The sequence below is a fragment of the Pseudomonas aylmerensis genome (genome assembly GCF_001702265.1).
Taxonomy (GTDB): Bacteria; Pseudomonadota; Gammaproteobacteria; order Pseudomonadales; family Pseudomonadaceae; genus Aquipseudomonas; species Aquipseudomonas aylmerensis.
The window spans coordinates 38,708-61,092 of the sequence record NZ_MAUE01000015.1 but is presented as its reverse complement, the minus strand read 5'-3'; the positions used below and the strand labels follow the sequence as shown (position 1 = coordinate 61,092).

The 22,385-nt window shown below is 59.5% G+C and carries 29 protein-coding genes; 16 read left to right on the top strand and 13 right to left on the bottom strand.

The genetic code is table 11. The features are described 5' to 3' along the window. Nucleotides 1-95 precede the first annotated feature (95 nt). From BBG20_RS12465 to BBG20_RS12450, 4 genes are all read right to left on the bottom strand, one after another. A complete protein-coding gene (locus BBG20_RS12465) occupies nt 96-1,496 on the bottom strand; it encodes a heavy metal sensor histidine kinase (protein ID WP_065903727.1) in 1,401 nt (466 codons plus the stop codon). Further along, nucleotides 1,493-2,164, bottom strand: a complete 672-nt coding sequence (locus tag BBG20_RS12460) for a heavy metal response regulator transcription factor (RefSeq protein ID WP_065903725.1) — start codon at nt 2,162-2,164, stop codon at nt 1,493-1,495. The genes BBG20_RS12465 and BBG20_RS12460 overlap by 4 nt, the downstream gene beginning before the upstream one ends. 42 nt (nt 2,165-2,206) lie before the next feature. Further along, nucleotides 2,207-2,452 carry a DUF2790 domain-containing protein gene (locus BBG20_RS12455; protein ID WP_065903723.1) on the bottom strand — a complete coding sequence of 82 codons (246 nt, stop codon included), beginning with the start codon at nt 2,450-2,452 and terminating at the stop codon, nt 2,207-2,209. A 112-nt stretch (nt 2,453-2,564) separates the two neighbouring features. Further along, on the bottom strand, nt 2,565-3,335 hold the full coding sequence (locus tag BBG20_RS12450) for an alpha/beta hydrolase (RefSeq protein WP_065903721.1): 771 nt from the start codon (nt 3,333-3,335) through the stop codon (nt 2,565-2,567). A 210-nt stretch (nt 3,336-3,545) separates the two neighbouring features. Between BBG20_RS12450 and BBG20_RS12445 the strand changes: the two genes are divergently transcribed. After that, complete coding sequence (locus BBG20_RS12445; RefSeq protein WP_065903719.1) at nt 3,546-4,223, top strand: HAD family hydrolase; 678 nt, start codon at nt 3,546-3,548, stop codon at nt 4,221-4,223. Between the two features lie 20 nt (nt 4,224-4,243). On the opposite strand, the gene BBG20_RS12440 is transcribed toward BBG20_RS12445, so the two are convergent. From BBG20_RS12440 to csrA, 3 genes are all read right to left on the bottom strand, one after another. Further along, nucleotides 4,244-4,540 (bottom strand): hypothetical protein, encoded by a 297-nt coding sequence (locus BBG20_RS12440; protein WP_065903715.1) that lies wholly within the window; start codon nt 4,538-4,540, stop codon nt 4,244-4,246. A gap of 94 nt (nt 4,541-4,634) precedes the next feature. Further along, nucleotides 4,635-4,886, bottom strand: a complete 252-nt coding sequence (locus BBG20_RS12435) for a hypothetical protein (protein ID WP_065903709.1) — start codon at nt 4,884-4,886, stop codon at nt 4,635-4,637. A gap of 210 nt (nt 4,887-5,096) precedes the next feature. After that, the gene (csrA, locus tag BBG20_RS12430; RefSeq protein WP_027604095.1) at nt 5,097-5,291 is read right to left on the bottom strand and encodes a carbon storage regulator CsrA; all 195 of its coding nucleotides are present in this window, start codon (nt 5,289-5,291) and stop codon (nt 5,097-5,099) included. A gap of 263 nt (nt 5,292-5,554) precedes the next feature. Here csrA and BBG20_RS12425 point away from each other — a divergent pair, with 263 nt between their 5' ends. Then, nucleotides 5,555-5,920 (top strand): penicillin-binding protein activator LpoB, encoded by a 366-nt coding sequence (locus tag BBG20_RS12425; protein WP_065903706.1) that lies wholly within the window; start codon nt 5,555-5,557, stop codon nt 5,918-5,920. 31 nt (nt 5,921-5,951) lie between these two features. Here the strand turns inward: BBG20_RS12425 and BBG20_RS12420 are convergent, their stop codons facing one another. The 3 genes from BBG20_RS12420 to BBG20_RS12410 form a co-directional block, all read right to left on the bottom strand. Next, nucleotides 5,952-6,641 (bottom strand): endonuclease, encoded by a 690-nt coding sequence (locus BBG20_RS12420; RefSeq protein ID WP_065903705.1) that lies wholly within the window; start codon nt 6,639-6,641, stop codon nt 5,952-5,954. 4 nt (nt 6,642-6,645) lie between these two features. Then, nucleotides 6,646-6,897: a DUF1654 domain-containing protein gene (locus BBG20_RS12415; RefSeq protein ID WP_177343942.1), complete on the bottom strand. Its 252-nt coding sequence runs from the start codon at nt 6,895-6,897 to the stop codon at nt 6,646-6,648. A 178-nt stretch (nt 6,898-7,075) separates the two neighbouring features. Continuing rightward, the gene (locus tag BBG20_RS12410) at nt 7,076-8,164 is read right to left on the bottom strand and encodes an asparaginase (protein ID WP_065903702.1); all 1,089 of its coding nucleotides are present in this window, start codon (nt 8,162-8,164) and stop codon (nt 7,076-7,078) included. Between the two features lie 564 nt (nt 8,165-8,728). Between BBG20_RS12410 and BBG20_RS12405 the strand changes: the two genes are divergently transcribed. From BBG20_RS12405 to BBG20_RS12375, 7 genes are read left to right on the top strand one after another with little or no spacing between them, the layout of a single operon-like run. Then, nucleotides 8,729-9,685, top strand: coding sequence for a sugar ABC transporter substrate-binding protein (locus BBG20_RS12405; RefSeq protein WP_065903701.1), 957 nt, complete (start codon nt 8,729-8,731; stop codon nt 9,683-9,685). Between the two features lie 57 nt (nt 9,686-9,742). Continuing rightward, nucleotides 9,743-11,296: a sugar ABC transporter ATP-binding protein gene (locus BBG20_RS12400; protein WP_065903699.1), complete on the top strand. Its 1,554-nt coding sequence runs from the start codon at nt 9,743-9,745 to the stop codon at nt 11,294-11,296. Next, nucleotides 11,293-12,270, top strand: coding sequence for an ABC transporter permease (locus BBG20_RS12395; RefSeq protein WP_010209107.1), 978 nt, complete (start codon nt 11,293-11,295; stop codon nt 12,268-12,270). The genes BBG20_RS12400 and BBG20_RS12395 overlap by 4 nt, the downstream gene beginning before the upstream one ends. A 3-nt stretch (nt 12,271-12,273) precedes the next feature. Beyond that, the gene (locus BBG20_RS12390; RefSeq protein WP_065903694.1) at nt 12,274-13,296 is read left to right on the top strand and encodes a LacI family DNA-binding transcriptional regulator; all 1,023 of its coding nucleotides are present in this window, start codon (nt 12,274-12,276) and stop codon (nt 13,294-13,296) included. 23 nt (nt 13,297-13,319) lie between these two features. Next, on the top strand, nt 13,320-14,237 hold the full coding sequence (gene rbsK / locus BBG20_RS12385) for a ribokinase (protein ID WP_065903689.1): 918 nt from the start codon (nt 13,320-13,322) through the stop codon (nt 14,235-14,237). Then, entirely contained in the window at nt 14,234-14,638 is a 405-nt protein-coding gene (gene rbsD, locus BBG20_RS12380; RefSeq protein ID WP_065903671.1) for a D-ribose pyranase, read from the top strand. Before rbsK ends, rbsD begins: the two co-directional genes overlap by 4 nt. Nucleotides 14,639-14,663: 25 nt before the next feature. After that, on the top strand, nt 14,664-15,692 hold the full coding sequence (locus BBG20_RS12375; RefSeq protein ID WP_065903665.1) for a nucleoside hydrolase: 1,029 nt from the start codon (nt 14,664-14,666) through the stop codon (nt 15,690-15,692). Nucleotides 15,693-15,725: 33 nt separating this feature from the next. On the opposite strand, the gene BBG20_RS12370 is transcribed toward BBG20_RS12375, so the two are convergent. Next, the gene (locus BBG20_RS12370) at nt 15,726-15,938 is read right to left on the bottom strand and encodes a hypothetical protein (protein ID WP_010209115.1); all 213 of its coding nucleotides are present in this window, start codon (nt 15,936-15,938) and stop codon (nt 15,726-15,728) included. A 171-nt stretch (nt 15,939-16,109) separates the two neighbouring features. Between BBG20_RS12370 and BBG20_RS12365 the strand changes: the two genes are divergently transcribed. Continuing rightward, nucleotides 16,110-16,418, top strand: coding sequence for a hypothetical protein (locus tag BBG20_RS12365; RefSeq protein WP_065903662.1), 309 nt, complete (start codon nt 16,110-16,112; stop codon nt 16,416-16,418). A gap of 144 nt (nt 16,419-16,562) precedes the next feature. Next, nucleotides 16,563-16,883, top strand: coding sequence for an I78 family peptidase inhibitor (locus BBG20_RS12360; protein WP_065903659.1), 321 nt, complete (start codon nt 16,563-16,565; stop codon nt 16,881-16,883). 74 nt (nt 16,884-16,957) lie between these two features. Here the strand turns inward: BBG20_RS12360 and BBG20_RS12355 are convergent, their stop codons facing one another. Together BBG20_RS12355 and BBG20_RS12350 are read right to left on the bottom strand one after the other, a co-directional pair. Beyond that, complete coding sequence (locus tag BBG20_RS12355; protein ID WP_003234260.1) at nt 16,958-17,170, bottom strand: cold-shock protein; 213 nt, start codon at nt 17,168-17,170, stop codon at nt 16,958-16,960. 289 nt (nt 17,171-17,459) lie between these two features. Further along, nucleotides 17,460-17,774 carry a hypothetical protein gene (locus BBG20_RS12350; RefSeq protein WP_083221367.1) on the bottom strand — a complete coding sequence of 105 codons (315 nt, stop codon included), beginning with the start codon at nt 17,772-17,774 and terminating at the stop codon, nt 17,460-17,462. A gap of 367 nt (nt 17,775-18,141) precedes the next feature. Here BBG20_RS12350 and thrS point away from each other — a divergent pair, with 367 nt between their 5' ends. The 5 genes from thrS (at nt 18,142) to pheS (ending at nt 22,383) form a co-directional block, all read left to right on the top strand. Further along, nucleotides 18,142-20,064: a threonine--tRNA ligase gene (thrS, locus tag BBG20_RS12345; RefSeq protein ID WP_065903656.1), complete on the top strand. Its 1,923-nt coding sequence runs from the start codon at nt 18,142-18,144 to the stop codon at nt 20,062-20,064. Continuing rightward, complete coding sequence (infC, locus tag BBG20_RS12340) at nt 20,064-20,615, top strand: translation initiation factor IF-3 (RefSeq protein WP_169850653.1); 552 nt, start codon at nt 20,064-20,066, stop codon at nt 20,613-20,615. Before thrS ends, infC begins: the two co-directional genes overlap by 1 nt. A 60-nt stretch (nt 20,616-20,675) precedes the next feature. Continuing rightward, the gene (rpmI, locus tag BBG20_RS12335) at nt 20,676-20,870 is read left to right on the top strand and encodes a 50S ribosomal protein L35 (RefSeq protein WP_002553160.1); all 195 of its coding nucleotides are present in this window, start codon (nt 20,676-20,678) and stop codon (nt 20,868-20,870) included. A 30-nt stretch (nt 20,871-20,900) separates the two neighbouring features. Then, nucleotides 20,901-21,257: a 50S ribosomal protein L20 gene (rplT, locus tag BBG20_RS12330; RefSeq protein WP_002553161.1), complete on the top strand. Its 357-nt coding sequence runs from the start codon at nt 20,901-20,903 to the stop codon at nt 21,255-21,257. Nucleotides 21,258-21,366: 109 nt separating this feature from the next. Continuing rightward, nucleotides 21,367-22,383 carry a phenylalanine--tRNA ligase subunit alpha gene (gene pheS, locus BBG20_RS12325; RefSeq protein ID WP_034099107.1) on the top strand — a complete coding sequence of 339 codons (1,017 nt, stop codon included), beginning with the start codon at nt 21,367-21,369 and terminating at the stop codon, nt 22,381-22,383. Nucleotides 22,384-22,385 lie beyond the last annotated feature (2 nt).

The window sequence follows — 22,385 nt, the reverse complement described above, 5'->3', positions numbered from 1 at the left end:
GAGCACGCGCTTTGGGGAAAAGAATAGTGGGAACTCCGGCCAGGGGTGACAGCCAAATTTTTGCAAAATAACACCAGGCGCCTGGGGCGCGCGATTCAGTCGTCCCGCCTCGGAAAAAACAACTCAAAACACGTCAGTCCTGCCTCGCTGCTCACGCTGTATCGACCGTTATGCAACTGCATGATGGTCGCCACAATCGACAGGCCCAGGCCATTGGACTGGGCCGAGCGCTCGCGCGATTCATCCACCCGGTAAAAGCGCTCGAACAGCCGTGGCAGGTGCTCGGCAGCAATGGTTTCACCCTGGTTGCTGACCCTCAGGGTGATGCCTTCGGCCTGTGGCACCGCCTGGATCAGCAGCTCGGAACGCGGCGCGCCATATTTGATCGCGTTGGCGCACAGGTTCGCCAGGGCCCGGCGCAGTAGCATCGGTTCAGCCCAGATCACGCCTTCACCTTCGGCACGAATGCTGACCTCCACGTCACTGGCCAGGCCTTCGAAGTAATCGGCGATACGTTCCACTTCATCCGCTGCACTGAGTTCCTGGCGTTGGCGCAGGGCGCTGGCCGGATCAGTGCGGGCGAGGAACAACATGTTGTCGAGCATCCGCGCCAGGCGTTCAAGCTCTTCGACGTTGGACGCCAGCAACTGTTGATAACTCTCGATGCTGCGGCTCTGTTGCAGCGCGACCTGGGTTTCGCCCAGCAGGTTGTTGATCGGCGTACGCAGTTCGTGGGCCATGTCTGTGGACACCTGGCCCAGTTGCACAAACCCTCTGGCCAGGCGTTCGAGCATGGTGTTGAACGCGTCGATCATCGGCAGCAACTCTTTTGGCGCGCCGTGGCTGTCGAGGCGCTCGGCCAGGTTGCCGACGCCGATGCCTTGGGCATGCCGGGCCAGGCGTCGCAACGGCAGCAGGCCACGGTGCACCAGCAAGTACCCGACCAGGGCAAGGATGATCGCGGCAATGCTTGCCAGGATAAACACGCTCAGGCGATAGCTGGCGAGCATGGCGGTGCGTTCGGTCATCAAGCGTCCGGTGGTGACTTGCAGGCTGCCCAGGTCCCCGGAATCGATCGACGCCGCCACGGCGGCGAAGGGGACGTCGTTGACCCCAGGCAGATGGTGCACATCGGCAAGGCCCAGCGCGTGGTCTTTGGCAACGGCCGGCACCACCGGCATCTCGATATTGCCCGGGTTGACCAGCAGCAAGGGCTTCTGCCCCGGCGCCGCAATGCTCAGCACTGACTCGCTGTTGCCCAGCATGTTCTGGAACAGCTCCGGCTTGGTCTTGATCAGATCCAGCGTATTGCTGTCGTTGAGCAGGTTGCGTAACTGATCGGTGCGATAGATCAGCGCAGCGTCGTCACGCTTGATCAACTCACGCTCCAGTTCGCGGTACAGCGCAACGCCCAGCGTGGCCAGCAGCGCGAAGGCCAGCAGGGCGAAAATCACCGCCAGCCGCAGGGTCAGTGAATAATGGCGACGGCGGGTCATGGTTGGGTATCGAAGCGGTAGCCGATGCCCCGCACGCTGTGGATCAACTTGAGCTGGAACGGGTCGTCGATTTTCAGGCGCAGGCGCCGCACGGCCACGTCCACCACGTTGGTGTCGCTGTCGAAGTTCATGTCCCACACCCGCGAGGCAATCAGCGAGCGCGACAACACCTGATCCTGGTGAGTGGCAAACAAATGCAGCAGGGCAAACTCTTTGTTGGTCAGGGTGATGCGTGTGCCGGCGCGGGTCACGCGGCGTTTCAGCACATCGATCTGCAGGTCGGCGACCTGCAGTTGTTCTTCTTCCCGACTCGGGCCACGGCGGGTCAGGGTGCGCAGGCGCGCCACCAGTTCGGCGAAGGAGAAGGGCTTGATCAGGTAATCATCGGCGCCGAGTTCCAGGCCTTTGATGCGGTCGGCGATATCGTCGCGGGCCGTCAGAAAAAGCACCGGCGTATCGGCTTCCTTGCGCAAGCGGCGCAGGACTTCCCAGCCGTCCATCTTCGGCATCATCACATCCAGCACGATCACGTCGAACGAGGTTTCCAGGGCCTGGTGCAAACCGTCCACGCCGTCGCGGGCGAGGCTGACGGAGTAGCCCAGCTCCTGCAGGCCGTTAAGCAGGTAATTGCCGGCCTTGGGTTCGTCTTCGACTACAAGAATGTTCATGGGAGTTGCCCTGCTTCTGTGCGTTGCGCAAGTGTAGTCCGATCAATTGTCACTCGGGCAACCGATCGCCTGTACCTGGTAGTCCAGCACGTGTTCGCGGCCCTGGTGGTCCAGGTAGTCGAGACGCGCGGGAACGATGCCGCATTGGCCGTAGGTATCGGTACTCGACAAGACTTTGTCGACATCCAGGTGCACGAAAAAGCCGGTCTTGTCGTGGATGACGGGTTCGGCGGCGAACACGGTGCCAGTGGCAAGCAAAGCGGCAAAGCCGAGGATAAACAGTTTCATGGCGATCTCTCTCTTAATAGGTTGGCTGCCAGAGCGTGGCAGTGGGTTCACGGTAACCAAGCGCTCCGAACAGCCAACCAACAGGTTCATGACAAGTTTGTAATGCAAGGGCTCAAGGCTGGCGGCCGGAGGCTTCGAGGATCAGGTCGGTGATTTCCTTGGCGTGGGACACCAGCGACAAGTGGCTCGAGGGCAGCTCGATCGTGCTGGCGTTCATGCGCTTGGCGAGGAACCGTTCCAGGTCCGGGTTGATGGTCTGGTCCTGGGTCGACACCGCGTACCAGGACGGCTTGGTGTGCCAGGCGGCGTTCACGGTGCGGCCGCTGAACAGGCTCTTGGTGATGGGTTGCTGCACGGCGTACAGCTCCATGGCCTTGGCGTGCGGCACGTCGGCGGCGAAGTACTTGAGAAACGCGTCCTGGCTCAGCGTGAGGTAGCCATCGTGATCTTCCACACCGGCCCGCACCGGCATGGTCGGGTACTTGGCGGAAAGCGCGACAAAGTCTTCATTGGCATCCGGGGCGCGGGCCGCCACGTACACCAGGGCGCTGACGTTGGGGTTCACCCCGGCATCGCTTACCACGGTGCCGGCGTAGGAATGGCCGACCAGCACGGTAGGACCGTCCTGTTGATTCAGTACGCGGTTGGTGGCGGCGACATCGTCGGCCACCGATGTCAGTGGGTTTTGCACGGCGGTGACGTGCAGGCCGGCGGCCTGGAGGCGGGTGATCACTTCGGACCAGCTCGAGCCATCTGCCCAGGAACCGTGCACCAGCACCACGTTGTTGGCTTTGACCGGTGCGACAGTGCCGGCCAGGGCGGTGCCGGTACCCAGCATCAGCAGGCTGGCGGCGATCAGGCAGAGTTTGCTTGCAGGTTTCATGGGGTGACCCTTTTCATCAGTGGGAAGGTGGCGTCAACCGGTGTGGGTGACTGACGCCGCCACTGTATGAAGTGAGGGTGCTGACAAGACTTACAGCTTCATTACAAAGCTGTAATGCGATCGAGGGGTTGGCGGCGTTTACAAGCACCGAGGTGATCCGTAGATTGCATCGGGCCGATTATTTGTTACCGCCCACGAGGAAGCCACGCAGTGTCCATCCGAGGTTCAGCCGTATTTGCCCGCCGTTACCGCGCCTTTCTGTTCGATATGGACGGCACCCTGCTCAACTCCATCGCCGCCGCCGAGCGGGTGTGGAGTACCTGGGCCGAACGCCACGGCCTGGACGTGGCGGCGTTCCTGACCACCATTCATGGCGCCCGCGCGATCGATACCATCACCCGCCAGGCGTTGCCGGGGGTTGATCCTGAAGTAGAGGCGCAGTGGATTACCGAAGCGGAAATCAATGATGTCGATGGCATTGTCGCGATCCCCGGCGCGGTCGCGTTTCTGAACCGCCTGCCGGGCGATCAATGGGCGCTGGTCACCTCAGCGCCCCGTGAGCTGGCGTTGCGTCGGCTGCGAGCGGCCGGGATTGCCCCGCCGGCGGTGCTGGTCACGGCCGAAGACGTCGCCATTGGCAAGCCCGACCCGGCCTGTTACCTGTTGGGGGCGCAGCGCCTGGGCGTGCCGGTGCAGGACTGCCTGGTGTTTGAAGATGCGTCGGTGGGGATTTGTGCGGGAGAAGCGGCAGGGGCGGACGTGATGGTCGTAACGTCGACGCACCTCAAGCCCATGGTGACCGAGCACGCCAGGATTGACGGCTATGCCCACCTGCGCGTGCAGCGCGGTGCTGATGGCTTGCTGTCCTTGCAGAATGAAGTGGGCTGATACAAAAAAGGCCGAGCCCGTTACCGGTCTCGGCCTTGTTCGCAGCCAGGTGAAGCAGAGGGAGGCTGCATACGGTCATTCCTCATCGCCTGGCGGGACAGCACCATTTCCCTGAGAATTTCATTCGCCAGCCGGGCAATGGCTTCCGCCCCACGATAGTGCGCGCGCACGATTCCGGTAATTGCGAAATGGTCGGTTTCCGGGCCGCTGAGCACCGCCGACAGGGTGCCGTCGGCGTGCAATGTGCAGGTGACCTTGTAGCTCGGCAGACGGGCAGCCAGTGCAGACTCGATTTGCGACTTGCTCAAAGTGTCCATCGGTTTCAGCACCTTTCAGTGAGCGTGCAGAGCAAAGCATAGGTCGTGCTGCGCCGCTGTAAATACCGGCGATCTGATAGCGAAGCGCTGCGCATCAACGTGCATTTTTCTGAGCGGTTTGTTGACACAATTTAAGCTGTACGGCCCTCTGGATGGGCTTGAGGCAGAACATGAAGAGGTAGCCACCCAGCACCAGTGTGAGGTCGAGCCAGGACGGCGGATCGGCGGGGTCGGTGCCGGCGATTTCAAGCCTCAAGCCATATTCCAGCCCCACGAATGCCAGCCCTATCAGGAGGGCGATGATCCAGGCTCGTAGAGCGAATGGTTGCGCAGGGGTTGGCCTCATCGACGTGCTCCTTCGCGCACACGGATGGCAGGGTATCAGTAGATGATTCGGCTATGGATGACACGACAAGTTCAAAGCGTGAAGACAGTTTCATCTTGGCGCGAAGATGAATGCATTGGAGGCGTCAGTCACGCAATAGACACAAGAGCGGTTCGAAGGGGTTTTCGCCAGCCGTTACAGTGAACGAAAGGGCTGGCTACTGAAGGTTCTTCAAGGCGTCTGGTTTTTGTCCGGGGCACTCAGGCCGGCCTGGATGCGCTGGTAGATCTCCTCGCGATGCACGGCAACATCCTTGGGTGCGTTGATGCCGATTCGTACTTGCTGGCCGCTGACGCCCAGGATGGTGATCGTGATGTCATCACCGATGTTTATGCTTTCACCGACTTTGCGGGTGAGTATAAGCATGGACTTCTCCTTGATTACTTTTAAGGACACGTGTTTCAGACAGGGCAGATGTCAGATGTGTGTAGCTTACTGCTAAGCGCTTCCCTGTGGCTGCCTCTTTTAGGACGCATAGAGGCGGCATTAATTCCCATGCCGGCATCATACAGGTCTGCGATACATCATTCGCATTGTTTAAGCCAACGTTTATGACGGCCAGAATAGACAGTGAATGATAAAGTCGCCTCTTTAATCCTTTAAGGAGCAGGGCAGTGCGTAAAGTAGCGATGGCAATTGCGGTGTTGGCATTGGCCGGTTGCGGTGAAGGCAAAAGCGTCGATGCGCCCAAGGCCAAGCCTGCCGTGACTGAAAGCCAGCCACAAACCGGCGCGATTGCCGCTCAGGAGTGGGATGTATGGGTCGGGCCACCCGACCACAAATTACAGGCGCTCACCGACCTCACGGCCTGGTTGCTGGAACATGGTTTCAATTTTTACATCGTGAAGGTCGACGGCAAGGACGAAGTGCTGCTGGGGCCGTTCGCCACCAAGGCTGAAGCCGAGGCCAAGCAGGTGCAACTCACTGAAAAGCTGGCACGCGCCAAGAAAACCGATACCGAATCGCAAGTCATCGAGCACGCGGCTGCGCAATAACCGGCTGGATGGGCGGGAGTACCGCCCAGTTTCAACCGCAGGCCTTCAGGTTCACCGGGCCGACGAACTCATTGCCACGTCCCATCACACACGCCACGGTCTGGTTGCGCTGGCGCTCCCAAGCCTGCACCGGGTAGGTCTTGTTCCAGGCTTCGTAGAGCTGGCGATCCTGTTTCGACAGGCGCAAGCCGTACTGCTTGCTCATATAGAAATAGGTGCGCGCGATCATTCCGCGGATAGACGGGCGGGGCATGACCTTCTTGGCCTTGAAGTCGACCTGGGTCAGGCATGAACCGTACTGCCCGCTTTGCACCGGCAGCCAGCCAAAACTGAAGTTGTTACGGTCACCGTTGACCTCGCCGATACTCGGCACCAGGTTGTGCAGGTCTGCCTCGGCGCGCTTGAACACGTCATCGTGGCGCGTGCAGTTCTTGCGCCCGCCGTTCTGCCAGCACTGGCGCTGGTGCCCGATCTGCCAGGCCGGAACAATGTGCTCCCACTCGATGCGGGCGGCGCGGTTGGCGTTTTTGCGCGGGATGTAGCCGCAGGCTTTCAGGTCTACGCGATTGCCGGTGTATTTGCAGCCGCAGTAGAACTCGGTGGATTGGGGGGCATAGAGTTTCCAGGCGACTTTCTTGGCTTCGCTGAAGGTGCGGGGTGCCTGGGCCTGGGCACTGACAGCAAAGAACAGGCAGCACACAGCGATAAAACGGACACTCATTGAATCAATCTTCCTTCGGTACAACCCAGAAAATCTGCACGCCACCGTCGTCCCGATAGGCGAGGGTGACGTTGTCGTTCTCCGCAATTTCTTCCAGCAACCGCTCCCACTCATCCTCCGGCTCGTCCGGCAGGCGGAAGATCAAGGCTGCCTTGGCTTTTTGGGCGTTGGTCGAGTTGATGATCTTTTGCACACGAATGGCCAGGCGTTCGTAGGCATCAGGCGGGGTTGGCGCTGCGGAAGAGGACTTTGCCACGGAGTATTCCTTAATAAGCTGTACGCACATACAGTATTTAACTGTGGGCGATTTCGCAACTGCTTAAATTTCAAGAAGTTCGTCTGACAGCTGTTCAGGTAGTTTTGCGTAAGGCGGGGGAGTGAAATGTGTAGGAGCGCGCCTGGAGAGGCGAGCTCCTACAAGGTATGGCCAGGAATCAATATTCCCAGAACATCCGTTGCAGCTCTTTGCTGTCCTGGGTCTTGGTCAGGGCGACCATGGCCAGGATGCGGGCTTTTTGCGGGTTCAGGTCATGTGCGGCGACCCAGTCGTACTTGTCGTCAGGTTGTTCAGCATTACGCAGAACGAAGCCACCGGCATTCACGTGGGAAGAGCGGATGATCTGTACGCCTTGCTTGCGCAGTTCCTGCAGGGCAGGGACCACCTTGGAAGATACCGAACCATTGCCGGTGCCGGCATGGATGATGGCTTTGGCGCCAGCCTGGGCCAGGGCCTTGACCGCTGTGTCGCTCACGTTGCCATAGCCATAGGCGATTTCCACGTCCGGCAGGCTCTTGATGGTCTTGATGTCGAATTCCGAATCCATGGTGTGGCGCTTGGCAGGCAGGCGGAACCAGTAGGATTTGCCTTCAACCACCATGCCCAGCGGGCCCCATGGGCTCTTGAACGCTTCGGTCTTGATGTTGATCATCTTGCTGACGTCACGACCCGACTGGATCTCGTCGTTCATGGTCACCAGCACGCCTTTACCGCGCGCGTCTTTGCTGCCGGCCACGGCCACGGCGTTGTACAGGTTGAGCATGCCGTCCGCCGACATGGCGGTGCCTGGGCGCATGGAGCCGACCACGACGATTGGCTTGTCGGTTTTTTCCACCAGGTTCAGGAAGTAGGCGGTCTCTTCCAGGGTGTCGGTACCGTGGGTGATCACGATGCCATCCACGTCCTTGCTGTCGGCCAGTTCGGCGACGCGACGGCCCAGTTGCAGCAGGTTTTCGTTATTGATGCTTTCGGACGCAATTTGCATCACTTGTTCGCCGCGTACATTGGCGATCTGGCTAAGCTCAGGAACACCAGCGATCAATTGCTCGATACCGACTTTCGCCGCCTGGTAGGTGGCACTGTTGGCCGCGCTGGCGCCAGCGCCGGCAATGGTGCCGCCGGTGGCGAGAATCACCACGTTGGACAGCTTGGTCTTGGTTTCGGCTTCCTTTGCCTGGGCGGCAACAGGGAACAGCAGCAGGAGGGCTAATGCGCCCGGGACAATGTTCTTCAGTGCAGATTTCATTATTTTTCTCTCTGGTTTTTGATGAGTGCTGTAGCAGGTTCATCTAGAACACCCGGGCGGTTCTGAATGCCACGAGGTGCAGGATGAGAGCAGGATCTGTACCAGGCTGATTGTATTCGCGGATATAAATTAAGCTGTTGATTTGAAACAACTTATTTTGTTGTTTTTGAGTGCGTTCGAACGCCCTTCGTCCGGCTTTCCGAACATTGGCTGCGATTGCGTTCGGTTGTCCGAAAAGGCGCACTGGTTCCATGAGGGCGGTGGCGAATGATCCGGCAAAGGCTGTCGTTTTAGAGAACGAAGGGCAGGTCGCAATGTTTAATCTCGCGCCTTGCACACTGCGAGGCCAGGCGCTAGAGGGCTTGGATGAAAGACGGGTTTCTACCGTTGACAAATCTCGACAAGGTTCTCATAGTTTGATTAACGCAAACGTTTGCGAGATGTTTCACGGCGCACTCCTGGAGTAACGTGACAGCTCGTATCAGCCACCCCGGGTGGGAGGGCTGCCGAAGCACTCTTCGGTGCAAGCGTTGCTCACAATAATCATAAGATCGGAGTGAACCCATGAAGCTGCCATTCGCTGGACGTCTTCTTGCTGTCGCTGTGCTTGCTGCCGCATCCGCCGTTTTACCTCTTTCCTCTGCATTCGCCGATGACGCCGCCAAACCCAAGGTTGGGCTGGTGATGAAATCCCTCGCCAACGAATTCTTCGTGACCATGCAGGACGGCGCCAAGGCCTATCAGAAAGACCACGCCGCCGATTTCGACATGATCACCAACGGTATCAAGAACGAAACCGATACCAGCGCGCAGATCGATATCGTCAACCAGATGATCCTCGCCAAGGTCAACGCCATCGTCATCGCGCCCGCCGATTCCAAGGCACTCGTGACGGTGTTGAAGAAAGCCTCCGATGCCGGCATCAAGGTGGTCAACATCGACAACCGCCTGGACCCGGACGTGCTGAAAAGCAAAAACCTCGACATCCCGTTCGTAGGCCCGGACAACCGCAAAGGCTCCAAGCTGGTCGGCGATTACCTGGCCAAGCAACTGGCCGCGGGTGACAAGGTCGGCATCATCGAAGGCGTACCGACTACCACCAACGCCCAGCAGCGCACCGCAGGCTACAAGGATGCGATGGACGCTGCCGGCATGAAGATCGTCTCGACTCAATCCGGCAACTGGGAAATTGACCAGGGCCAGAAAGTGGCCTCGGCCATGCTGAGCGAATACCCGGACCTCAAGGCCTTGTTGGCGGGTAACGACAACATGGCGCTGGGCGCGGTTTCCGCCGTGCGTGCGGCCGGCAAGGCTGGCAAGGTCCTGGTAGTTGGCTATGACAACATCGAAGCCATCAAGCCCATGCTGCAGGACGGCCGCGTCCTGGCGACCGCTGACCAGGCTGCTGCCCAGCAAGCTGTGTTCGGTATCCAGAACGCGCTCAAGCTGGTCAAGGGTGAGAAAGTCGATGCCAAAGATGGCGTGATCGAAACCCCGGTCGAACTCGTCCTCAAGAAGTAATCCTGGCAGCACCCAACAGCGCCCGCTCGTCCTGAGCGGGCGCCTGGAGATTTTCCTATGTCATCTTCCGCCCCGAACGCTGTCCTCTCGGTCAGCGGTATCGGCAAGACCTATGCCCAACCGGTTCTGTCCGACATCACCCTGACGCTCAATCGTGGGGAAGTGCTGGCGCTGACCGGTGAGAACGGCGCCGGTAAAAGCACGTTGTCGAAAATCATCGGCGGGCTGGTCACGCCGACGACCGGGCATATGCAGTTCAACGGCCAGGATTACCGCCCCGGCAGCCGCACCCAGGCTGAAGAACTGGGCGTGCGCATGGTCATGCAGGAGCTCAACCTGCTGCCGACGCTGACCGTGGCCGAAAACCTGTTCCTGGATAATCTGCCCAGCCACTGTGGCTGGATCAGTCGCAAGCAGTTGCGCAAAGCCGCCATCGAAGCCATGGCCCAGGTCGGCCTGGACGCCATCGACCCGGACACCCTGGTCGGCAGCCTCGGTATCGGCCACCAGCAAATGGTCGAGATCGCCCGCAACCTGATCGGCGACTGCCATGTACTGATCCTCGACGAACCCACGGCCATGTTGACTGCCCGTGAAGTCGAGATGCTGTTTGAACAAATCACCCGCCTGCAGGCCCGGGGCGTGGCGATCATCTACATTTCACACCGGCTTGAAGAACTCGCCCGTGTCGCCCAACGCATTGCGGTCCTGCGTGACGGCAAGCTGGTGTGCGTCGAGCCGATGGCCAACTACAACAGCGAGCAACTGGTCACCTTGATGGTCGGTCGCGAGCTGGGCGAACACATTGACCTGGGGCCGCGCAGCATCGGCGGCCCGGCCTTGACGGTTAAAGGCCTGACCCGCGCGGACAAGGTCCGCGACGTCTCCTTTGAAGTGCGTGCCGGCGAGATCTATGGCATCTCCGGCCTGATCGGCGCCGGTCGCACCGAGTTGCTGCGCCTGATTTTCGGCGCCGACCTGGCCGACAGCGGCACGGTGGCCCTGGGTTCGCCGGCCCAAGTGGTGAGCATTCGTTCGCCAGTGGACGCGGTCGGCCATGGCATTGCGCTGATCACCGAGGATCGCAAGGGCGAAGGCCTGCTGTTGACCCAGTCCATCAGCGCCAATATCGCCTTGGGCAACATGCCGGAAATCTCCGGCGGCGGCGTGGTCAACAGCCGCGACGAAACCGCCTTGGCCAAGCGCCAGATCGACGCCATGCGTATCCGCAGTTCCAGCCCGGCGCAGCTGGTGTCGGAGCTGTCGGGCGGCAACCAGCAGAAAGTCGTGATTGGCCGCTGGCTGGAACGCGACTGCTCGGTGATGCTGTTCGACGAGCCCACGCGTGGCATCGACGTGGGTGCCAAGTTCGACATTTATGCCTTGCTCGGCGAATTGACCCGCCAGGGCAAAGCGCTGGTGGTGGTGTCCAGTGACCTGCGCGAACTCATGCTGATCTGCGACCGCATCGGCGTGCTGTCTGCCGGCCGCCTGATCGAGACCTTCGAGCGCGACAGCTGGACCCAGGACGAATTGCTCGCCGCCGCCTTTGCCGGCTATCAGAAACGTGATGCGCTGCTCAATGACGCAGTGCTTAGGGATACCCCATGAAAACAACAACTTCCCCCGGTAAAACTGGCGGCAACTTCTACGGCCTGGGTACCTACCTGGGGTTGGCGGGCGCGTTGCTGGCGATGATTGCGCTGTTCTCGGTGCTCAGCGATCACTTCCTGTCCTATGACACCTTCAGCACCCTGGCCAACCAGATTCCAGATTTGATGGTGCTGGCGGTCGGCATGACCTTCATCCTGATCATCGGTGGCATCGATCTGTCGGTGGGCTCTGTGCTGGCACTGGCGGCGTCGGCGGTCAGCGTGGCGATTCTCGGCTGGGGCTGGAGCGTCTTGCCGGCGGCCGTGCTCGGCATGGGCTGCGCCGCATTGGCCGGCACTATCACCGGTTCGATCACCGTGGCCTGGCGGATCCCCTCGTTTATCGTGTCCCTGGGCGTGCTGGAAATGGCCCGTGGCGTGGCGTACCAGATGACCGGTTCGCGCACCGCCTACATCGGTGACTCGTTTGCCTGGCTGTCCAACCCGATTGCCTTTGGGATTTCGCCGTCGTTCATCATCGCCTTGCTGGTGATCATAGCGGCCCAACTGGTGTTGACCCGCACTGTCTTCGGGCGCTACCTGATCGGCATCGGCACCAACGAAGAGGCCGTGCGCCTGGCGGGGATCAACCCCAAGCCGTATAAAATCCTGGTGTTCAGCCTCATGGGCCTGTTGGCCGGTGTGGCGGCCCTGTTCCAGATTTCACGCCTGGAAGCGGCGGATCCGAATGCCGGCTCCGGCCTGGAACTGCAAGTGATTGCAGCGGTGGTGATCGGCGGCACCAGCCTGATGGGCGGACGCGGTTCGGTGATCAGCACCTTCTTCGGCGTGTTGATCATTTCGGTATTGGCCGCCGGCCTTGCGCAGATCGGTGCCACGGAACCGACCAAACGCATCATCACCGGGGCCGTGATCGTGATTGCCGTGGTGCTCGATACCTACCGCAGCCAGCGCGCCAGTCGTCGAGGCTGAACCATGGCAACGATCAAGGATGTGGCAGCGCTTGCAGGCATTTCCTACACCACGGTGTCCCACGTGGTGAACAAGACGCGCCCGGTCAGCGAGCCGGTACGGATCAAAGTCGAAGCGGCGATCAAGCAGCTCGACTACGTGCCCAGCGCCGTCGCGCGTTCGCTCAAGGCCAAGACCACGGCAACCATTGGTTTGTTGGTGCCCAACAGCCTCAACCCATACTTTGCCGAACTGGCGCGCGGCATCGAAGATTATTGCGAGCGTAACGGCTACTGCGTGATCCTCTGCAACTCCGATGACAACGCCGAAAAGCAGCGCAGCTATTTGCGCGTGTTGCTGGAGAAGCGCGTCGACGGGTTGATCGTGACCTCGGTGGGCGGCGATGACAGTGGCCTCGCCGCCGGCTTGAGCGCGGTGCGCACGCCGATGGTGATCGTCGACCGGGCGCTGGACGGCATTGATGTCGACCTGGTGCGCATCGACCATGAGCAGGGCGCGTACCTGGCCACCCGGCATTTGCTCGAACTGGGCCATCGGGACATCGCCTGCATCGGCGGCCCGGGCCATACCCGTGTCGCGCAGATGCGCCTGGCGGGATATCACCGCGCGCTGCGCGAGGCGGGCGTCGAGGTGGCGGCTGATCGCGCGCAGGAAAGTGACTTTACCAGCACCGGCGGGTATGCCGCGGCGGTGAAGCTGCTGGCGGAAAACCCGCCCAGTGCGATTTTCGCCAGCAACGACATGATCGGTTTCGGCGTATTGCGCGCCGCTGCCGAGCGTAATATCCGTGTACCCGGCGAGCTGTCGGTGATCGGGTTCGATGACATTCAAATGGGTCGCTATGTCTACCCGGCGTTGACCACGGTCGGGCAGTCGATCGTGCAACTGGGCGAGACCGCGGCCGAGCTTTTATTGCGACGAATTGCAACACCCCAACTGCCGATCGATCAACGGATCGTGACGCCGAGCATCGTGTTGCGCGAGTCGACGGCGCCTATCGCCGGTACGTTTGCGCAATACCGCTGAACCGAATTGATGAGTACTGATGTATGCCAGCAAAAGTAGTGGTAGTAGGCAGCTTGAACATGGACCTGGTCACCCGTGCCAGCCGGCTGCCGCGTGCCGGTGAAACCTTGGTTGGCCAGACGTTTTCCACCGTGCCCGGCGGTAAGGGGGCGAACCAGGCTGTGGCGTCGGCGCGGCTCGGGGCGGAGGTGGCGATGGTCGGCTGCGTCGGCAGCGATGCGTATGGCACTCAGCTGCGTGACGCGTTGCTGGTGGAAGGCATCGATTGCCAGGCCGTCAGCACCGTAGATGGCTCCAGCGGCGTGGCGCTGATTGTGGTCGATGACAACAGCCAGAACGCCATCGTGATCGTTGCCGGCAGCAATGGTCAGCTGACGCCTGCTTCGTTGCAGGCGTTTGATGCCGTGCTGCAGGCGGCCGACGTGATCGTCTGCCAGCTGGAAGTGCCGATGGAGACCGTGGGTTATGCCCTCAAGCGCGGTCGCGAACTGGGCAAGACGGTGATCCTCAACCCGGCCCCGGCCAGCGCGCCCTTGCCGGCCGAATGGTACGCCTCGATCGACTACCTGATCCCCAACGAAAGCGAAGCCAGTGCGCTGAGCGGCGTGACGGTTGATTCCCTCGACAGCGCCAAGGTCGCTGCGACGCAGTTGATCAAGGCGGGCGCCGGTAAGGTCATCATCACCCTGGGGGCCGAGGGCGCGCTGTTTACTGACGGCCAAGTGTTCGAGCATTTGCCGGCACCCAAGGTCAAGGCAGTGGACACCACTGCGGCCGGCGATACGTTTGTCGGTGGCTTCGCAGCAGCACTGGCCAATGGCAAGCGCGAAGCCGAGGCGATTCGTTTTGGCCAGGTCGCGGCAGCGCTGTCGGTCACTCGTGCCGGTGCGCAACCCTCCATTCCCACGCTGCACGACGTACAAGGTTTTGTGCCCTCATGAAAAAGACCCCTCTGCTCAATATCGCCCTGTCGCGCGTGATCGCCTCCCTGGGTCACGGCGACATCCTGGTGATCGGCGATGCCGGCTTGCCGGTACCGCCCGGCGTCGAGTTGATCGACCTGGCGTTGACCCAGGGCATCCCGGATTTCATCAGCACCTTGCGCATCGTGCTCAGTGAGATGCAGGTGGAAAGCCATGTGCTGGCCGAAGAGATCCTGCTCAAGCAGCCGCCGGCGCTGGCCGAGCTCAATACGCTCACCGAACAGGCGGCCCTGGGTGAGCGGCGGCTGGTCAACCATGACGAATTCAAACAACTCAGCCGCAAGGCGCGCGCCGTGGTGCGCACCGGCGAATGCCAGCCTTACTGCAATATCGCGCTGGTGTCCGGCGTAACCTTCTAGAGTTCCCAACGACAAGGAGTGTTTTATGCAATGTGGTCTCCCAACCCTGAAAAATCTGTTTCGGAGTGTTCTGCTTTTGTCCGCGCTCACTGCTGCAAGCGCCCAAGCGGCGGAAAAAATCGACCTGATCATCGACACCGATCCTGGCGCCGATGATGTGGTGGCGTTGCTGTTCGCCATGGCCTCGCCGGATGAGTTGAACATTCGTGCGCTGACCACCGTCGCCGGCAACGTGCGCCTGGACAAGACCTCTCGCAACGCACGCCTGGCGCGCGAGTGGGCGGGGCGCGAGGACATTCCGGTGTACGCCGGTGCGCCACAGCCACTGCTGCGCACGCCGATCTACGCCGAGAACATCCATGGCAAGGAGGGGATTTCCGGGGTCACCGTGCATGAACCGAAAAAGGGCCTGGCTGACGGCAATGCCGTCGACTACCTGATCAAGACCCTGAGCACCGCCAAGCCCCACAGCATCACTATCGCCATGCTCGGTCCGCAGACCAACCTCGCACTGGCGCTGACCCAGGCGCCTGGAATCACCCAAGGCATCAAGGAAGTGGTGGTGATGGGCGGTGCGCACTTCAATGGCGGCAATATCACGCCTGTGGCCGAGTTCAACCTGTTCGCGGACCCGATAGCGGCCGAGATCGTGCTCAAGAGCGGGGTGAAGCTGACTTACCTGCCGCTGGACGTGACCCACAAGGTCCTGACCAGTGAAGCGCGCCTGAAACAGATCGCCGATATCAAGAACAACGCGAGCAAGATCGTCGGCGATATCCTGAATGAATACGTCAAGGGCGACATGGAGCACTACGGCATTCCCGGCGGCCCGGTGCATGACGCTACCGTAGTTGCCTACCTGCTCAAGCCTTCGCTGTTCAGCGGCCGTGAGGTCAATGTGGTGGTGGACAGCCGTGAAGGCCCGACCTTCGGCCAGACCATCGTCGATTGGTACGACGGCCTGAAACAACCGAAGAACGCGTTCTGGGTTGAAAACGGCGACGCCCAGGGCTTCTTCGACCTGCTCACCGAGCGCCTCGCGCGTCTGAAGTAATGCTGCTGCCGGTCGGCGCTCGCCGACCGGTTCTTATTCGCGCTCGGGGTCGTGTGCGCCCATGTGGTCGGCTGGGTATTTCTCGAATATCTGGCCGATGAAGGCTTGCGCCGCCTGAGTGCCGAGTTCCTTGACCAGCAGGTCGATGCCGATGATCGCCAATTCCTCCGGGCTTCCGGGGCTGTAGGAGCTCTGTCCTTGGGGCCACTTGGCTTTGATGTCGGCTTGGAGGGTTACGGTGGTCATGGAAATCTCACGGGGCTGAAAGTACTGGGCAATGCGCTGGAACGCGGTTCTCACGGGCGCAGTTAACCATTTTGCGCGGCGTTTGGCACTGCTACTTAGGCATCAAGCGCTTCGGCAGATGCCCAGCCCTGTGCGACACTGTGCGCCTGTCCAATTGCCGGGGAACACCGCGTGCAGATCGATTTGAACAACCCCGAGAACCTGACCCTGGCTGCGGTGCGTCAACTGATCGCCAGCGCCAGCGACGACGAACATACCCAGTTGCGGGTAACCAAGGGCGGTATTGCCTACATCTCTTCCGGGAAGGCTGTGGGCGGCGTGGACATCGATGGGCTGCTGTTTCGCCTGGAAACCTGGGCCAAAGGCTCTGGTTACGTAGGCAATGTGGCGGCAAGCGATGAGGTATGGGTCACGCAGATTTTCAATGCGTTGAAGCAGAACTGGCCGAAGCCGCCGTTTGACTACATCGATATCTACTGATTGTTTTCATATCTGGTCACGATTGACCGGGCGAATGCCGGTGCAGAGTCAGGCAGACTTGCCCGGCGGCGGTTTACGTCTTGAAACCAATCCGCGCGACTGCTGTCGCACGATCTCTGTCCATTTTTTATCATAGGAGGCTTCATGCCTTGGAAGCTCGCATCATTCGGTACTTTGTTGGCAGCACTCGCCTTGGCGGGTTGCAGCACCCAGGGTGCCTCTGAGCCAGCCAAAGACGCCGCCGTGGCCGATGCCGGTCATAGCCGCTGTGAGTCGAAGGCCGCCGAATTCACGATCGGCCAGAAAGCTTCGCCCCAGTTGCTGGAGCAGGCCCGTACCCGTGCCGGTGCGCAGAACGCGCGCATCCTCAAGCCCAACGATATGATCACCCTGGAATACCGCTCCGACCGCTTGAACCTCAACACCGACGATAACCTGGTGATCACGCGGGTCAACTGCGGCTGATAGCCTGCCGGCTTTTGCAGCGCGCATAAAAAACCCCGTCACATGGACGGGGTTTTTTTTAGCTCAGCGGAGAATTACTCGCCGCGAACCTGTGCAGCTTGCATACCCTTTTGGCCTTTCTCAGCCACGAAGGAAACGGTTTGGCCTTCTTTCAGGCTTTTGAAACCGTCGCTTTCGATAGCTTTGAAGTGTACGAACAGGTCGTCACCGCCACCTTGAGGAGTGATGAAGCCGAAGCCTTTTTCATCGTTGAACCATTTAACGGTGCCGGTTTGGCGATTAGACATGGTGTATCTCCAAGAAACATATATTTTCAGTAGTGCTGTGCTGCTCAGGCCAACTGGGCACACTGGGCTATCATAGTCGAAATGTTCGACTTGGGAGCCCCCCCAAGGCATTGTTTGCTAATCAATAGCGTTGCGTTTAGTGCTGTTCTTGGCTGAAAGCCCCGATCTACGGGGCTTTAGCACGAAATATCAGCTGTTAAAAAAAGCCGTAAAAGCTGCGTAATTTGTGCGAAATGGCAGTTTTCAGGCCTTTTTTTCAGCAAAACGACCGTCTGATTTCGGGTCGGAGTTACTTTTTCTTCACGACTTTGCACGACGTAATCGCCGCGACTGCCTTGTTCTTGAGCGCAGGATCCGCGTTCTGATTGGTCATCAGCTCCTTGATCTCGGCAGTGCTCAATTCTGCGTTGATCTTGTCTGCGCCACATTCGCAATGGTCTTTGGCAGTTTTGGCGTCCACGTTCTGTTGGGCGGCTGCACTGCAGTCTTTAACGAAGCTGTCACGGGCGCCGGCTGGCCAGTTGGATGGGGCTGCAGCCTGCGCGCCGAGGGAAAGGAGGCTCAGGGTAGCGGCGAGAGCGAGGGTAGAGGTGAAACGCATCATGGGATGCTCCTTTGGGTCGAGGACGAACGGCGATTCTCAGTGGGTTTGAGGCATGGCGTACAGCTCAAGTTCACTTTTGCAGCTATAAAGGCCGGAATTTGCGTTTACGCAGGATGCCGTCGGCGCGATGACCGTTCATCTGTGCTAGCATCTTGCGCTTGGCGAATTCCGGGCGTGCCAATTGCCGCCTTGCCATGTTTCTTTTTAGCTCACTCCAGTCACTCTGGTTCGATTATCGGTTGGCCGAAAGGCTCCTGCCGCTGTAAGGCAGGCGTTCATCACTGAACGGCCTGGTGTTGGATCTTGTACTGGCTCATCCCAACCCACGTGACCTTTGGTAGGGGTCACCACTAGGAGAGGAGGCGCCATGCCAACTATTACTCTTCCCGACGGCAGTCAACGTTCATTCGATCATTCGGTTTCCGTAGCCGAGGTCGCCGCATCCATTGGTGCAGGCCTGGCCAAGGCCACCGTGGCCGGCAAGGTCGACGGCAAGCTGGTGGATGCCAGCGACCTGATCACCCGTGACGCCAGCCTGCAAATCATCACGCCCAAGGATCAAGAGGGGCTGGAGATCATTCGCCACTCTTGCGCGCACTTGATTGGCCATGCGGTCAAGCAGCTGTACCCGACCGCGAAGATGGTGATCGGCCCGGTCATCGAAGAAGGCTTCTATTACGATATCGCCTACGAGCGTCCTTTCACCCCGGACGACCTGGCGGCTATCGAGCAGCGCATGCACGCGCTGATCGAAAAAGATTACGACGTGATCAAGAAGGTCACGCCGCGCGCCGAAGTGATCGACGTGTTCACCGCCCGTGGCGAAGACTACAAGCTGCGTCTGGTGGAAGACATGCCGGACGAGCAGGCCATGGGCCTGTATTACCACGAAGAATATGTCGACATGTGCCGTGGCCCGCACGTGCCGAATACACGCTTCCTCAAGTCGTTCAAGCTGACCAAGCTGTCCGGTGCCTACTGGCGTGGCGACGCGAAGAACGAGCAGCTGCAGCGGATCTACGGCACTGCCTGGGCTGACAAGAAGCAGCTGGCGGCCTACATCCAGCGCATCGAAGAAGCTGAAAAGCGCGACCACCGCAAGATCGGCAAGCGCCTGAATCTGTTCCACCTCCAGGAAGAAGCGCCGGGCATGGTGTTCTGGCACCCGAACGGCTGGACCCTGTACCAGGTGCTCGAGCAATACATGCGCAAGGTCCAGCGCGAAAACGGCTACCTGGAGATCAAGACTCCACAAGTCGTTGACCGCAGCCTGTGGGAGAAATCCGGGCACTGGGCCAACTACGCCGACAACATGTTCACCACCCAGTCGGAAAACCGCGACTACGCCATCAAGCCGATGAACTGCCCGTGCCACGTGCAGGTGTTCAACCAGGGGCTGAAGAGCTACCGCGAGTTGCCGATGCGCCTGGCCGAGTTCGGTGCCTGCCACCGTAACGAGCCCTCGGGTGCGCTGCACGGCATCATGCGTGTGCGCGGCTTCACCCAGGACGACGCCCACATCTTCTGCACCGAAGAGCAGATGCAGGCCGAATCCGCCGCGTTCATCAAGCTGACCATGGATGTCTATCGCGATTTCGGCTTTACCGAAGTCGAAATGAAGCTGTCCACTCGTCCGGAAAAACGTGTCGGTTCCGACGAGCTGTGGGATCGCGCCGAAGCTGCGCTGGCCGCAGCGCTAGACAGTGCGGGCCTTGCGTACGACCTGCAGCCGGGCGAGGGGGCCTTCTACGGGCCGAAGATCGAGTTCTCGCTGAAAGATTGCCTTGGCCGTGTCTGGCAATGTGGTACCTTGCAGCTCGATTTTAACCTGCCGATCCGTCTGGGAGCCGAATACGTCTCCGAAGACAACAGCCGTAAACACCCGGTTATGCTGCACCGGGCGATCCTCGGCTCGTTCGAACGGTTCGTCGGGATCCTGATCGAGCACTACGAGGGTGCATTCCCTGCGTGGCTGGCTCCGACCCAGGCAGTGATCATGAATATCACTGATAAACAGGCAGATTTTGCCGCTGAAGTTGAAAAAACTCTCAACGAAAGCGGATTTCGTGCCAAGTCCGACTTGAGAAATGAAAAGATCGGCTTTAAAATCCGCGAGCATACTTTGCTCAAGGTTCCCTATCTTTTGGTTATCGGAGATCGGGAAGTCGAGATGCAGACTGTCGCTGTGCGTACTCGTGAAGGTGCTGACCTGGGCTCGATGCCCGTCGCCCAGTTCGCTGAGTTCCTCGCGCAAGCGGTTTCCCGGCGTGGTCGCCCAGATTCGGAGTAATTATTATTAAGCGTGAAATGAGACAAGATAAACGAGCTGCACCGAAAGCCCCGATCAACGAGAATATCTCGGCACGCGAGGTTCGGTTAATTGGCGCTGACGGCGAGCAGATTGGCATCGTCTCGATTGATGAAGCGCTTCGTATCGCTGAAGAGTCCAAATTGGACCTGGTGGAAATCTCCGCCGACGCAGTCCCGCCTGTTTGCCGGGTGATGGACTACGGCAAGTCGATCTTCGAGAAGAAGAAGCAGATTGCTGCGGCGAAGAAAAACCAGAAGCAGATTCAAGTAAAAGAAATCAAGTTTCGTCCAGGGACGGAGGAAGGGGATTACCAGGTAAAACTGCGCAACCTGGTACGTTTCCTGAGTGATGGGGACAGGGCCAAGGTATCCTTGCGATTCCGCGGCCGTGAGATGGCCCACCAGGAGCTGGGGATGGAACTCCTCAAGCGGGTTGAAGCTGACCTGCTCGAGTACGGTTCGGTCGAACAGCATCCTAAGATGGAAGGACGCCAGCTGATCATGGTCATCGCCCCGAAAAAGAAGAAGTAATCAACAGGGCACGGCAGGCCTTCTGATTATGTTTATCAACTGAATGCGGAGTATCCGAACATGCCAAAGATGAAGACTAAAAGTGGTGCTGCTAAGCGGTTTCTGAAAACTGCTAACGGTATCAAGCACAAGCACGCTTTCAAGAGCCACATCCTGACCAAAATGTCGACCAAGCGTAAGCGTCAACTGCGCGGTAGCAGCTTGCTGCATCCGTCTGACGTGGCAAAAGTCGAGCGCATGCTGCGCCTTCGTTAATTTTTGGATCAAGAATAGAGGAAGTAACTCATGGCTCGTGTAAAGCGTGGCGTCATTGCCCGTAAACGTCACAAAAAAATTCTGAAACTTGCTAAAGGCTACTACGGCGCACGCTCACGCGTATTCCGTGTTGCCAAGCAAGCGGTAATCAAGGCAGGCCAATACGCCTACCGTGACCGTCGTCAGAAAAAACGTCAGTTCCGCGCTCTGTGGATCGCTCGTATCAACGCTGGTGCTCGTGTTAACGGTCTGTCCTACAGCCGTTTCATCGCTGGCCTGAAAAAAGCGTCCATCGAGATCGACCGTAAGGTTCTGGCTGATCTGGCAGTGAACGAAAAAGCGGCGTTTGCTGCGATTGTCGAGAAAGCTAAAGCCACCTTGGCTTAAGTACCCCCGACAGTCACCCTGGGTCACTCCTGTGGCCCAAGGTGTTAAACGTCATAAATAGGGGAAGAGCCTTCAAGCTCTTCCCCTATTTTGTATCTGGAGTCTGTACATGGAAAACCTGGACGCGCTCGTCGCTCAAGCTCTTGAGGCTGTGCAAAGCGCTGAAGATATCAATGCCCTGGAGCAAATCCGGGTTCACTACCTTGGCAAAAAGGGCGAATTGACTCAGGTGATGAAGACCCTGGGGAATTTGCCGGCTGAAGAGCGTCCGCAAGTCGGTGCGCTGATCAACGTTGCCAAGGAGCGTGTCACAGAGGTGCTCAATGCGCGCAAGGCGTCGCTCGAGGAGGCCGATCTAGCGGCCAAGCTCGCCGCCGAGTCGATTGACGTGACCTTGCCTGGCCGTGGCCAGGCCTCGGGCGGTCTGCATCCGATCACCCGGACTCTGGAACGAATCGAGCAGTTCTTCACCCACATCGGCTACGGCATTGCCGAAGGCCCTGAGGTCGAAGACGACTATCACAACTTCGAGGCGCTCAACATCCCAGGCCATCATCCGGCCCGGTCGATGCACGACACCTTCTATTTCAACGCGAACATGCTGTTGCGCACCCATACCTCGCCGGTACAGGTCCGCACCATGGAAGCGAACAAGCCGCCGATCCGCATCGTCTGCCCAGGCCGTGTGTACCGTAGCGACTCCGATATCACCCACTCGCCGATGTTCCACCAGGTTGAAGGCCTGCTGGTTGATCGCGACATCAACTTCGCCGACCTCAAGGGCACCATCGAAGAGTTCCTGCGGGTGTTCTTCGAGAAAGAGCTGGCGGTGCGCTTCCGTCCTTCGTTCTTCCCGTTCACCGAGCCGTCCGCCGAAGTCGACATGGAATGCGTGATGTGCAGCGGTAAAGGCTGCCGCGTCTGCAAGCAGACCGGCTGGCTGGAAGTGATGGGCTGCGGCATGGTTCACCCCAACGTGCTGCGCATGTCCGGGATCGACCCGGAAGAGTTCTCGGGCTTTGCCTTCGGCATGGGCGTCGAGCGCCTGGCCATGCTGCGTTACGGCGTGAATGACTTGCGTCTGTTCTTCGACAACGACTTGCGGTTCCTCGCGCAATTTCGCTAGTC